The following is a 13,109-nucleotide window of genomic DNA, read 5'->3' as shown; positions in this document are numbered from 1 at the left end:
GCTAGCGGACCATGCGCGCTACCAAAATCCACTGCACGATTACACAGAGGACGTAGCTGATAAAAAGCGCCGCGGCATTCAGTGGCTTGACGGTGGCAAACACCGCTGCAAAACCTGCCATGGTCAATATAAATTTGCCGGTTTCCGCGCGGTAGAAATTGCCTACCACGCGATGGGCCGCGCGCGCACCGCTATCGCGAAAGGCGCGCCTGCCAAAATATGCTCCGGGCAGTGCACACAGGGCACCGCCGATAAATACGGAGAGCGCAGTCACCGGTTTACCGCTCAAGTGCAGTGCCGCACTGGCCACCGATATCAGCAGAAGCTGTACCGCGGCTATTCGTAATACCGGGGGTTTTGTCATAGACGGGATAAGCCGACTTTTTTGCGCTGTCCGCCCAAAATTTGGGCGTGCGAATTATGCGGCAACAGCATCGCCGATTCAACCGGCAAATGTCGTCAACTTATTTGATTTTCAGGAGGTTTTGCACGGAATTACTCGCCGCAGTGAGTATTTGCCAACAGTTATTGCGCGCGCCACTAGGACGCGCATTTCCCTGTGGCCTCAGTCCTCGGCGTAACCCAGGTGGGCGAGGATTCCATCCAGCTCTTCCAGAGTGGTGTATTTGAGTACCAGGCGGCCGTTGCCTTTATCGTTGTGATCGATAGATACGGGCACTCCGACTTTTTCTGCCAGGCGCTCAGTCAGGCGACGGATATTGGGGTCGGGCTTCGGTTTTTCCGGTGCGGGGGCAGCCGGCTGTTGTAAACGGCGCACCAGCGCCTCTGTCTGGCGCACGGTAAGGCTGCGCTCGACCACCTGGCGCGCAGCAGAGCGCTGGGTGGCACCGGATAGACCGAGCAGGGCTTTGGCGTGCCCCAACTCCAGATCGCCACGCTCCAGGAAAGTCCGTACCTCTTCACTGAGACTCAACAGTCGCAAAAGGTTGGTTACTGCGGTACGGGATTTGCCCACCGCATCGGCCACTTCCTGCTGGGTGAGCTTGAACTCATCCTGTAAACGCTTGAGGGCTACAGCTTCCTCTACCGGATTCAGGTCTTCACGCTGGATATTTTCAATCAGCGCCATAGCGATGGCCGCTTCATCGGAAACGCTGCGCACCAGTGCCGGCACTTTCTCCAGTCCCGCCAATTGGGCCGCGCGCCAGCGCCGTTCACCGGCGATGATTTCATAGCTCTGCTCACCGATACCGCGCACGACGATCGGCTGCATAATGCCCTGGGCGCGTATCGAGTCCGCCAGCTCCTGCAAGGATTCCTGTGGAAAATCCCGGCGTGGCTGGTAGCGGCCGCGCTGCAAAAACTCTATCGGCAACTCCTTCAGCTCACCGTCGACCACGGCGGTTTCGGTTTCAGCTTCACCGGTAGCCTCGGCGATCGCGGTGCTGTTTTTATTGCTGATCAGGTGGGATAAACCCCGGCCCAGTCCTTTGCGTTTGGCGGCCATAGTAATTACCCCTTATACGGCTTCCGCCACAGGGCGGCTTTTCTTATTGGAAGATTGATTGGCGGGATGGCGGCGATTGATTTCGCAAGCCAGTGCCAGATAGGCAATAGCCCCTTTCGAATGGCGGTCGTAATCCAGCGCCGGCTTGCCGAAGCTGGGAGCCTCTGCCAAACGGACATTGCGCGGGATACAGGTTCGATACAGACGATCGCCGAAAAACTCCTGCAACTGCGCCGACACTTCGCTGGTGAGGCTGTTGCGCGGATCGTACATGGTGCGCAAGATACCCTCGATTTTCAGGTCCGGATTGGCGGCCTGCTGGATCTGGGTGATGGTGTCCACCAGTGCTGACAACCCCTCCAGGGCATAGTATTCACACTGCATGGGAATCAATACGCCGTGAGCTGCACAGAGGGCGTTTACCGTCAGCATATTCAACGATGGCGGACAGTCGATAATCACGTAGTCGTAACGATTACTCACCGCAGCCAGGGCGCGGCGCAGGCGGGATTCGCGCCCCTCCAGATTCAGCAACTCCACCTCTGCCGCAGACAGGTCACCGTTGCCCGGGATCAAATCAAAACCGCTCTCTGTGGATACAATGGCCTGCTCAACGGGTAATTCAGCGGCCAGCACATCGTAACCGGAAACTTCCAGGTCACTTTTATCCACACCACTGCCCATGGTGGCATTACCCTGGGGGTCCAGGTCGATCAGCAATACGCGCCGCTTGTTGGCAACCAAAGATGCGGCCAGGTTGACGCAGGTAGTGGTCTTGCCAACCCCGCCTTTCTGGTTGGCCACAGCAAATATCTTGCTCAAGATTCTTGTCCTTTGTTGTTTCCGGGTGCGTTTGCCCCGACGCCGGCTCGGCTTCGGGCGGCGGCTGTTGTGCCCCACGATAGGGGAGCAGGATTGGGCGGGCGACAAACCCGCCAAACTATCATCTTATTCTGTGCGACAGAGCTGAATCATATGTCGCTCACCGTCGCAGCCGGGCACCGACAACCGGTGCACCTGCTCGACCTTAATGCCTTTTGGCAGAGCGCTCAACTCATCCTCAGGCAGCTTGCCCTTCATGGCATAAAAACGACCCCTAGGTGCCAACATGTGCTCACTGCCATTGACCATATCTTCGATGGAGGCAAAGGCGCGGGACACCACACCGGCAAAAGGCTGTTCTGGCACAAAGGCTTCTACCCGCTCATTGACTACCGTGATATTGGGTAGGGGCAGGGTGCTGGCGACTTGGAACAGGAAGCGGGTCTTCTTGCCATTGCTGTCGAGCAGGGTAATGGCGCGCTCCGGATGCACAATTGCCAGAGGAATCCCTGGCAGGCCGCCACCGCTACCCACATCGATCAAAGAGCCTTCGCCACAGAGATTTACCACACTGAGGCTGTCGATAATATGGCGCTCCAGCATCTGCTCTGGGTCGCGTATGGCGGACAGGTTGTAGGCACTGTTCCAGCGGGCAAAAAGCGCCAGGTATTCCAGTAGCTGATCCTGCTGCCGGTCACTGAGTACCACCGACATCTGTGCCGCCGCCTCTAACAGGCGCGGACGAAACTGTTCCATTGAGTGAGAAATGGGTCTATCCCCCAGTAGTTCCGCGAAATTCAAACCCCGCAGGGCCTCGCGGGATACCCTGTGGAAAACCGATTTATACCGCTTTTTTGCGCTTCAGCAGCCCGCGCTTTTTCAACTGGATCAGCAACAGGGATATGGATGCGGGCGTCACGCCCGGTATCCTTGAGGCCCGCGCCAGGGTATCCGGGCGGGTCTCTCCCAGTTTTTGCTTGACTTCATTGGACAGACCAGAAATATCGCTGTAGTCGAAGTCCGCCGGGATCGGGGTATCTTCGTAGGCCTGCAAACGCTCAATTTCCTCGCGCTGGCGATCGATATAACCGGCGTACTTGGCCGAAATTTCCACCTGTTCGGCAACCTGCTCGTCGGTTACCGCTTCCCCCTTGAGGCCCGCCACATCCTGATAGCCCAGTTCCGGACGGCGCAGTAGGTCCATCAGGCTGTATTCCCGCGCCAATGGCTGCGGCAGTTTGGTTTCTACAGAGGCGGCCTGGGGCGTCTTTGGGTGCACCCAGGTATCTTGTAGTCGCTGGGTCTCCCGGGCGATCGCCTCGCGCTTTTCACTGAACGCTGCCCAGCGGGTATCGTCGACCAGGCCCAATTCGCGACCTTTTTCGGTCAGGCGCAGGTCAGCATTGTCCTCACGGAGCAGCAAGCGATATTCCGCGCGGCTGGTAAACATGCGGTAGGGCTCTTTAGTGCCGCTGGTGATCAAATCATCCACAAGCACGCCCAGGTAGGCTTCATCCCGGCGCGGGGACCAGGCTTCGCGCTCCTGGGCCTGCAGAGCGGCGTTGGCGCCAGCCAGGAGTCCCTGGGCGGCCGCTTCTTCGTAGCCGGTGGTGCCATTGATCTGGCCGGCAAAGTAGAGCCCCTGGATAAATTTGGTTTGCAGGGACGGCAAAAGGTCGCGCGGGTCAAAGAAATCGTACTCAATCGCATAGCCCGGGCGGGTGATATGTGCCTTTTCAAAGCCCTTGATGGAATGTACCAGCTCAATCTGTACGTCGAAGGGCAGACTGGTGGAAATACCATTGGGGTACAGCTCATTGGTGGTCAACCCCTCCGGCTCGATAAACACCTGGTGGCTATCTTTGTCCGCAAAGCGGTGCACCTTGTCCTCGATGGAGGGACAGTAGCGCGGGCCAATCCCCTCTATTACGCCGGAGTACATGGGCGAGCGATCGAGCCCCCCCTGGATAATTTCGTGGGTGCGGGCATTGGTGTGGGTAATCCAGCAGCAGACCTGGCGCGGGTGTTGATCGCGGCTGCCCAGGTAGGACATCACCGGTGTAGGGCTATCTCCCCACTGCTCCTCCAGCTCGCTGAAATCTACCGAGCGGGCATCAATACGGGGGGGGGTGCCGGTTTTCAGACGATCGACGCGGAAAGGCAGTTCGCGCAGACGGTCCGCCAGGGCAATCGAGGGCGGGTCTCCCGCGCGGCCGCCGGCATGGTTATCCAGGCCAATATGGATACGCCCACCGAGGAAAGTCCCGGCGGTCAGCACTACGGTCTTTGCGCGAAAGCGCACCCCCGCATTGGTAACAACGCCAACAACCCGTTCACCTTCGACAATCAGATCATCCGCCGCTTGTTGGAAGATCTCCAGGTTTTCCTGTGCTTCCAGGATTGAACGGATAGCGGCGCGATACAGGGCTCTATCGGCCTGGGCACGAGTTGCCCTTACTGCGGGGCCTTTGCGGGCATTGAGGAGCCGGAACTGAATTCCGCCCAGGTCTGTTGCCGTTGCCATAGCGCCACCGAGGGCATCGACCTCCTTCACGAGATGACTCTTGCCAATACCGCCGATCGCCGGGTTGCAGGACATTTGCCCAAGGGTTTCGATATTGTGGGTTAGCAGCAGAGTGGAAGCTCCCATACGTGCCGCTGCCAGTGAGGCTTCGGTACCTGCGTGGCCTCCGCCGATCACGATCACATCATAGGTCTTAGGGAATTCCATAGTGGCTGCTACTGGTTACAACTGGGGGCGCACATTTTATAGGCAGTAGGTGTGAGTCAGCAATTGGCTACAAGCATATTCCTGCACTCTAGTTGGTAGACCCTTGTAAAGCTGTAAAAACGGAGACTATTCAGTTCCATGCATATCGAGCTCTTTCTCTAAGGAAATCATTTTTTTGGACTCTCTTAAGTTTATTTAAATGAATAAATGTATTTCTTAGAGAGAGGTTTTTGATTTAGTTGTTTTTATTAGTGCCCGGCAAATCATGTATAAGCAAAAAAAAGTCTTATAAATCAACATGTTACATTAATGAAAACATGGGCAATAACCCCTTGGCTGAAGGGGGTGCAACCCCGGTAGACGATTGTGGAAAGCCGGGACAACTTTGCGCGCCTCATGCTGGCGGGAAAGTTATCATCATAGCATTCGTTGCTTACGCAGGTGTTTATCCCCTTTTTTACTCACACCTGGCAATTTCAGGTTTTAGCTTGTGTGTAGAGGGTGATAAGACTTGGGGGTTAATTGTGCGTAAGAGTGAATATTGTATAAGTCTGTGAGTTTCGTTGCTGTATCTATGTGATTTATAGGTGATTGAAGCAAGTGAAAAGATATCCACGGGAAATCCCCGTGGACATGTATAACTCGATCGGTGCCATATCTTATTTTGCAGAGTTGTTTGCCAGATTTTTTCGCGAATCTATTTAATAAGATCTGGAAAAATTGGGGATTTAATTTACCCGCCCTGAAAGTCGGGGTTAAGCCTGTGTAAAAGAAGTGAGAAATATGTTGGGAAGCAGGAAGGAGAGAAGCGGGGGAGGATAAAGTAGCCTCCCCCTTGGGATAACTTGGAAGTTGGGATGGAGCGTTTACTTACCGATACAAAAACTGCCGAAGATCTTGCCTAGCAATTCATCGGCACTGACGGTGCCAGTAATTTCTCCCAGAGCCTGCTGGGCTTGGCGTAAGTCTTCGGCGAGCAGTTCGCCTGCACCGCTAGTGTGAAGTTGCCGCTGGCCCTGGTGTATAAAAGCTTGTGCCCGGCCCAGTGCGTCCAGGTGTCGGCGCCTGGCACTGAATGTTCCCTCTCCAGCGCCGCTGAAACCAATACTCTGTTTTAAATGTTCTTTTAACGCATCGAGCCCGGCACCTGTTTTTGCACTGATGGCAATCACTGGCACGCCTTCAGTGTGTGCCTGAAGGCCAGCGCTGTAGTCGGTGAGGTCAATCTTATTCAGTACTAATGTCAGTTTGTTGAGATCTTTTAGCTGACTGGTAAATTCTGGCCAAACTTGTGTGGGGTCCAGGGAGTGGAGCTGCTCTGCATCCATGACAAGTAGTACCCTATCTGCGCCGTGGATTTCCTCCCAGGCGCGTTCGATACCAATTTGCTCGACTCTATCCGGGGCATCCCTTAATCCCGCAGTATCGGCAAACTGGAGGGGCATACCGTCGATATGAATATGTTCGCGCAGGATATCCCGAGTGGTACCGGCGATATCGGTGACAATAGCGGCGTCGTGTCCGGCCAGTGTGTTGAGAAGGCTGGATTTCCCTGCATTGGGGCGTCCTGCGATAGCAACTCGCATTCCCTCGCGCATTATTGCGCCCTGACGCGCCTGGGTTTCCACACCCACCATTTGTGCCAGTAGGGTTTCTATATCGGCTGCCACTTTGCCATCGGCGAGGAAGTCGATTTCCTCTTCGGGGAAATCAATGGCGGCCTCCACGTAGATACGCAGGTGGGTAAGGTTTTCCACCAGGTCTTCGATTTTCTCGGAAAACGCGCCTTGCAGTGAACGCATGGCATTGCGCGCTGCCTGGGCACTGCCGGCGTCGATTAAATCGGCGATCGCTTCGGCCTGAGTTAAATCCATTTTGTCGTTGAGGAAAGCCCGCTCGGAAAATTCTCCGGGGCGGGCTTGTCGAGCGCCTAACTCGATAGCGGCTTGAAGTAACTGATCGAGAATTACCGGACCGCCGTGTCCCTGGAGCTCCACCACATCCTCCCCGGTAAAGGAGTTGGGACCGGGGAAAAAGAGCGCCAATCCCTGGTCGATTAACTGCTCTTTGTGGGTAAAGTTCCGGTAGTGGGCAGAGCGGGGCTGGAGGGTTTTTTCCCCGCAGATTTGTTGGGCAATTTGCAGGGCTCTTGTGCCCGACAGTCGGATAACGCCGATACCGCCGCGCCCGGGCGCGGTGGCAACAGCGGCAATAGTGTCGCGATTGAGGCTTTCTTGTGTCATCGGCTGAGTTTACTCGACAGAACGGAAAAGGGCCGCATTTGCGGCCCTTGTTTATTGTGTTGCTGCGGATCGGTACTGGTTAGTACTTACCGGCATCCACCTGTTTATTGATATACCAGGTTTGCGCAATGGTAATCAGGTTGTTGGCGATCCAGTACAGAACCAGACCTGCTGGGAACCACAGGAAGAACACGGTCATCATCACCGGCATCAGCTGCATGATGCGGGCTTGGGTTGGGTCGGTGGGCGCTGGGTTCAGCTTTTGCATAAACCACATAGACAGGCCCATCAATACCGGCAGGATAAAGTAGGGGTCCTTCGCCGACAGATCGTGAATCCAGAAAATCCAGGGCGCGTGGCGCAGCTCAACGGTTTCGGTGAGCATCCAGTAGAGCGCGATAAATACCGGCATCTGCAACAGGATCGGCAGACAGCCTCCCATCGGATTGATCTTCTCGCGGCGGTAGAGCTTCATGGTCTCTTCCGCCAGTTTTTGCCGGTTATCCTTGTACTGCTCCTGCAGTTTTTTCATCTGCGGCGCAAACTTGCGCATACGCGCCATGGACTTGGTGCCAGCGGCGGACAGTGGCAGAAGCAGCGTCTTGATAAATACGGTGAGCAGGATGATCGCCCAGCCCCAGTTGCTGACAATATGTTCCTGGATAAAGTGCAGGACACCGAACAGCGGTTTGGCGATCCACCAGAGCCAGCCGTAATCGACGGTCAGGTCGAGGCCGGGAGAGATTTCTTCCAGGCGGTAGACATCTTTGGGGCCAGCGTAGAAAGAAGCGCTCAGCTCGCCTTGGGTGGCAGCGGGGATTTGCACTTGAGGTGCGGTAAAGCCCATGCGGAAGAGGCCGTTGGATAGCTCCTTCAATTCAAAGGTATTGCGCTCGTCCTGGGGGGGAATCCAGGCACTGATAAAGTAGTGCTGAACCATAGCTACCCAACCACCTTCGATGGTTTCGCGGGTGGGGCTTTCAGCAATCTCCTCGAAGTCCTGCTTGAAGTAGTTCTTTTCGTTGGTGCGGATGGCAGCGCCGAGGAAAGGCGACATACCGAAACCGGTGTCGGTTGCGGGTTCACTGGCATCGCGCTTAATCTGACCAAACATGGCCGCGGACCAGGGTTTGTCACTGGTGTTATCGACCAGGTAGGCCACTTGGATCAGGTAGTCTCCACGCTTGAAGGTGAAGCGCTTGGTGATATTGGCGCCCTCCTGTTGCAGAGTCAGGTCTACTATCAGGGTATCGTCGCCCTCAACCATCGCATATTCGGTTTTTGCCACCTTGAAAACCGGGCGGCCAGCGGCGCTGTCGGTCCCGTTTTTACCGATAAGGCCACTTTGGGCAATATAGGTATGGTTGCGGGTCTGGTTCAACAGAATCAGGGGTTGGTCCGGGGTATCCAACTTCTCTTGTTGTTTGCGCAGCGCTACTTTGACGATATCGCCGCCACGAGGATTGATGAGCAAATCAAAAACGTCGGTGGTGACACTGATCAGCTTGCTCTCAGTACTGCTGCCTTCATCGGATGCGGGTACCTGGGAGCGAAGTTGGGGAACATCACTGTCGCCGGTGCTCGCGGGTGTTTCGGCGGGTATTTGGCTGACAGTCTCGCCGCCAGTCTGCACGACGGTTTCGCGGTCGAGTTCAGGAGTGTGTTGCTCTTGAAATGCGTTCCACTGGAAGATAAGTGCCAGGAGAACCGCGAGAATTCCGCCGAGCAGCGTATAGCGTTGCCAATCCATCTTGTTACCTAGAGCGTGTTCTTGTGTCTGGTGGGGGGAATCGGGTCCAATCCACCAGGGTGCCAGGGGTGGCATTTTATAAGGCGGCGCAGAGTTAAATAACCCCCTTTTATCGCTCCATGAGTTTCAATGGCCTCTTCAGAGTACCGGGAGCAGGTGGGGTAGAAGCGACATTGGTTGCCTACCCAGGGGCTGGCCAGGTAGCGGTATACATGGATCAGCTTGATCAGTATCCACTTCATGGTCGGGGTTGCGGCTGTCGAGCCCGCTTGGCCAGTTTACGCCAGAGTTTATTAAGTAGTTTCGCCAACTCGGCCTTATCCAGATCTGCGACCCCAGGGCGCGCGAGCACCACGGCATCCAGCGGCGGCAAATCGTATTGCTGCAGACGGAAGGTTTCCCGGGTTATACGCTTGATTTGATTGCGGTCGGAGGCGTTGCGTACATGCTTTTTAGCAATAACGAGGCCGAGACGCGGGTGTTCCAAGGAATTGGGACGGGCGAGGATCAACAGATGAGGGTGTGCGGCGCGCACCTGGTTTTCATTGAATACCAAGCGATACTGCGCCGCATTAAGCAGGCGCAGCGTCTTGGCAAATCCGAAGCTGCTGCGCACCTGCTGCATAAAGGGGTATCTCTAAAAGGGAAGAGATCTTATGCAGACAGTACTTTGCGGCCTTTAGCGCGACGGCGGGCCAGAATCTTACGGCCGTTTTTGGTTGCCATGCGAGCGCGGAAACCGTGAGTGCGCTTGCGCTTCAAGTTGCTTGGTTGAAATGTGCGTTTCATAGTCTTGCTACCTGAGACTTTGTGTTCAAAATTTCTCGGGACCTTTCCCGGCCGCGGCCTGGACTCCGGTCCGGCACAAAGCCGGTGCAGACGGAGCTACGCGCTGCGAAGGCCGCGGATTGTATAGAAAGCCAGCAGTGAAAGCAACGCGCTAATCAGGGAAATTCTTTTTATTGGTGCGCGAGTTTACTGTAATTTTTTACGCCAACTAAACAAGTCGTTGAGTCATCAGGGGTATCTCTGAATGCCCACCGATTGACCCCAAGATACCCACAGACCTCTGTGGATAACTTTTGGTGGGTTTCCCTCCCAATTGTCTAATTGTTGTGCAAATCCTTGATTGTGTGGATCTTTTTGCGCAGTTTTTTCAACAGATGCAGTCTTTCTTGTGGATAACCTAAAGGTGGAAAGGTATACTGCGCCGATCTTATTTGACGGCCCCGGGTGATTTCTAATCCGGCCTTGCCGTCTCTCCTTGGTCTTACCATTTTGGGGTTTTTTGGGGGGTTTCTTGACTGAATCCGTATGGAAGCAGTGCGCGAGCTGTTTACAGGACGAGCTGCCGTCTCAGCAGTTCAATACCTGGATCAGACCGTTGCGCGTCAATCCCGTCAGTGCGGAGGGCGAGTTGCGCCTGATCGCACCGAACCGCTTTGTGCTGGACTGGGTTGGCAATAAATTCCTGAACCGTATTCGCGAGTTGGTGCAACAGTTTGCACCGGGACGCCCTCTGCAAGTGGCGCTCGAGATTACCGCTCGCCGGCCGGCTCGCTTCCAGCGCGGCCATGTAACAAATAATGCCCCTCCGACACCCGTGCCATCGGCGCCAACTCCGCCACCACCTCCGGTGCAGCCGGCAGTGGCACCGCCACCGGTATCTGTACCACCTGTTGCCACTGTGCCACCTCCGGTGACTTCACCGCTGGGATCTGGGTTTGGTGCCAGCAGGCCGGTGCCTCATCCCGCTATGGCTGAGGAGGTGACTGCCGAACAGATGACGACAGGCGAACTGGCCCTGACAGATCTGCGACCACCGGCTATGAATGGTATGGCTCGCTCGGTACCGGAGCAGCCGGCCAGGCAGGTTGAGGTGGAGGGGGCTATCAAGCACGGCAGCTCACTCAATCGCAACTTTACTTTCAAATCCTTTGTTGAAGGTAAGTCCAACCAGCTGGGCCTCGCTGCGGCACAACAGATTTCTGACAATCCGGGCGGCGCCTACAATCCCCTCTTTATATATGGGGGCGTGGGTCTGGGGAAAACTCACTTGATGCACGCGGTTGGCAACGCACTGCTGGAGCGCAACCCCAATGCTAAGGTGGTGTATTTGCACTCCGAGCGCTTTGTTGCAGATATGGTGAAAGCGCTACAGCTGAATGCGATCAGCGACTTTAAGCGCTATTACCGGTCTGTTGACGCCCTTTTGATTGATGATATCCAGTTTTTTGCCGGTAAGGAGCGCTCTCAGGAGGAGTTTTTCCATACCTTCAATGCCCTGCTGGAGGGTGGTCAACAGATTATCCTAACCTGTGATCGCTATCCGAAAGAGATTGACGGCCTGGAAGAGCGCTTGAAATCCCGCTTTGGCTGGGGATTAACGGTGGCTGTAGAGCCTCCGGAGCTCGAGACCCGGGTAGCTATTTTGATGAAGAAGGCCGAGCAGGTGGGTGTGGATTTACCTCACGACTCCGCTTTCTTTATTGCGCAGCGTATTCGCTCCAATGTGCGGGAGCTCGAGGGTGCACTGCGCCGCGTAATTGCCAATTCGCAATTTACCGGCCGCGCTATTGACGATGTCCTTGTGCGCGAAGCACTAAAAGACCTGTTGGCCCTACAGGATCGACTGGTCAGTGTGGATAATATCCAGCGGGTTGTCGCTGAATACTACAAAATTAAGGTGGCGGATTTGCTCTCCAAGCGGCGCAGTCGCTCGGTGGCCCGTCCCCGCCAAGTCGCTATGTCCCTGGCCAAGGAGCTGACCAATCACAGCTTGCCGGAGATCGGCGATGCCTTCGGTGGTCGCGACCACACAACAGTACTGCATGCCTGCCGTAAAATACGTGAGTTGCAGGAGTCCGACGCGGATATTCGCGAGGACGTTAAATTGCTAACACGGTCGCTGACCACTTAATCGAATAACTGACAAAACAAGGCGAAACTACCGATGAAATTCAATGTGAGCCGGGACGCCCTTCTGAAGCCGTTACAACTGGTGGCCGGTGTTGTTGAAAAACGCCAAACACTGCCAGTCCTGGCCAATGTGTTGATGCAGTTACAGGGCCAGGAACTCTCCCTGACCGGTACTGACCTGGAAGTGGAAATTGTCGGCCGTCTCGGTGTAGACGGTGTAGAAATGGAGGGCGAGGTGACCGTTCCCGCACGCAAGCTGCTGGATATCTGTCGCTCTTTGCCCGATGGTGCTGAACTAAAGTTTGAGCGCGATGGCGAACGCCTGATTCTGCGCAGTGGCCGCAGCCGTTTTCAGTTGTCGACTCTGCCCGCAGCGGACTTCCCGAACCAGGAAGAGGCCAGTGCACAGACTCGTTTCGATATCTCCCAGCGCGAGATCCGCCGCCTGATAGAAGCCACCAGTTTTGCTATGGCTCAGCAGGATGTGCGCTATTACCTGAATGGTTTACTGCTAGAGTGTCGCCCGCAGCAGCTGCGCGCGGTTGCTACTGATGGCCACCGCTTGGCACTCTGCGATCGCGATGCTCCCGGCCTGGATGTCGCCACGCCTATCCAGGCTATTGTGCCGCGCAAAGGCGTACTCGAGCTGGGTCGTTTGCTTGAAGACAGCGATGCACAGGCACAGGTCGTGCTGGGTAACAACCATATTCGTGTGGTTAGTGGTCAGTTTACTTTCACCTCTAAATTGGTAGACGGCAAATTCCCTGACTACGAGCGCGTGTTGCCGCGAGGCGCGGGCAATGTGGTCTATGCGGATCGCCAGGGGTTGCGCCAGGCCTTCTCCCGAGCGGCGATTCTCTCCAACGAGAAATACCGTGGGGTGCGCCTTCAGGTTTCTGAGGGGCTGCTGCAAATTGTTGCCAACAACCCGGAGCAAGAAGAGGCGGAAGAGCAGATGATGGTGGATTACGTAGGTGAGCCAATGGAAATTGGCTTTAACGTTTCCTATCTGCTGGACGTCACTGGTGCTATTCACAGTGACCAGATCCGTATCAGTTTGGCCGATGCCAATAGCAGCGCACTGCTGCAGCAACCTGAAGAAGGTGATGCACTGTACGTGATTATGCCTATGCGCCTGTAAGGCAGCCCACCCATTGCTCTTTTCTGAATGGATTG

The 13,109-nt window shown here is 55.5% G+C and carries 12 protein-coding genes; 2 read left to right on the top strand and 10 right to left on the bottom strand.

The window, feature by feature from the left end; genetic code table 11:
* Window position 1: 1 nt before the first annotated feature.
* From ACJJI6_RS16755 to rpmH, 10 genes are all read right to left on the bottom strand, one after another.
* A complete protein-coding gene (locus ACJJI6_RS16755; RefSeq protein WP_282930569.1) occupies window positions 2–364 on the bottom strand; it encodes an ATP synthase subunit I in 363 nt (120 codons plus the stop codon).
* A gap of 201 nt (window positions 365–565) precedes the next feature.
* Window positions 566–1,468, bottom strand: a complete 903-nt coding sequence (locus ACJJI6_RS16750) for a ParB/RepB/Spo0J family partition protein (RefSeq protein WP_282930568.1) — start codon at window positions 1,466–1,468, stop codon at window positions 566–568.
* A 12-nt stretch (window positions 1,469–1,480) separates the two neighbouring features.
* Window positions 1,481–2,290 carry a ParA family protein gene (locus ACJJI6_RS16745; protein WP_020413891.1) on the bottom strand — a complete coding sequence of 270 codons (810 nt, stop codon included), beginning with the start codon at window positions 2,288–2,290 and terminating at the stop codon, window positions 1,481–1,483.
* Between the two features lie 126 nt (window positions 2,291–2,416).
* Entirely contained in the window at window positions 2,417–3,046 is a 630-nt protein-coding gene (gene rsmG, locus ACJJI6_RS16740) for a 16S rRNA (guanine(527)-N(7))-methyltransferase RsmG (protein ID WP_252083956.1), read from the bottom strand.
* 85 nt (window positions 3,047–3,131) lie between these two features.
* Window positions 3,132–5,021, bottom strand: coding sequence for a tRNA uridine-5-carboxymethylaminomethyl(34) synthesis enzyme MnmG (gene mnmG, locus ACJJI6_RS16735; protein WP_475711322.1), 1,890 nt, complete (start codon window positions 5,019–5,021; stop codon window positions 3,132–3,134).
* Between the two features lie 866 nt (window positions 5,022–5,887).
* Window positions 5,888–7,264: a tRNA uridine-5-carboxymethylaminomethyl(34) synthesis GTPase MnmE gene (gene mnmE, locus ACJJI6_RS16730; RefSeq protein WP_475711320.1), complete on the bottom strand. Its 1,377-nt coding sequence runs from the start codon at window positions 7,262–7,264 to the stop codon at window positions 5,888–5,890.
* 79 nt (window positions 7,265–7,343) lie between these two features.
* The gene (yidC, locus tag ACJJI6_RS16725) at window positions 7,344–9,014 is read right to left on the bottom strand and encodes a membrane protein insertase YidC (RefSeq protein WP_444892426.1); all 1,671 of its coding nucleotides are present in this window, start codon (window positions 9,012–9,014) and stop codon (window positions 7,344–7,346) included.
* A gap of 8 nt (window positions 9,015–9,022) precedes the next feature.
* Window positions 9,023–9,256, bottom strand: coding sequence for a membrane protein insertion efficiency factor YidD (gene yidD, locus ACJJI6_RS16720; protein WP_475711319.1), 234 nt, complete (start codon window positions 9,254–9,256; stop codon window positions 9,023–9,025).
* Window positions 9,253–9,639 (bottom strand): ribonuclease P protein component, encoded by a 387-nt coding sequence (rnpA, locus tag ACJJI6_RS16715; RefSeq protein ID WP_413663877.1) that lies wholly within the window; start codon window positions 9,637–9,639, stop codon window positions 9,253–9,255. The genes yidD and rnpA overlap by 4 nt, the downstream gene beginning before the upstream one ends.
* Window positions 9,640–9,668: 29 nt before the next feature.
* The gene (gene rpmH / locus ACJJI6_RS16710) at window positions 9,669–9,803 is read right to left on the bottom strand and encodes a 50S ribosomal protein L34 (protein ID WP_020413885.1); all 135 of its coding nucleotides are present in this window, start codon (window positions 9,801–9,803) and stop codon (window positions 9,669–9,671) included.
* A gap of 511 nt (window positions 9,804–10,314) precedes the next feature.
* On the opposite strand from rpmH, the gene dnaA reads away from it, so the two are divergent.
* Together dnaA and dnaN are read left to right on the top strand one after the other, a co-directional pair.
* Window positions 10,315–11,934, top strand: a complete 1,620-nt coding sequence (dnaA, locus tag ACJJI6_RS16705; RefSeq protein WP_475711317.1) for a chromosomal replication initiator protein DnaA — start codon at window positions 10,315–10,317, stop codon at window positions 11,932–11,934.
* A gap of 33 nt (window positions 11,935–11,967) precedes the next feature.
* Window positions 11,968–13,074, top strand: a complete 1,107-nt coding sequence (dnaN, locus tag ACJJI6_RS16700; RefSeq protein ID WP_108731194.1) for a DNA polymerase III subunit beta — start codon at window positions 11,968–11,970, stop codon at window positions 13,072–13,074.
* The last annotated feature ends 35 nt before the right edge of the window (window positions 13,075–13,109 follow it).

This window comes from Microbulbifer maximicatervae (SeqCode) (assembly GCF_056232625.1).
This window is presented reverse-complemented; position numbering and strand designations above follow the sequence as displayed.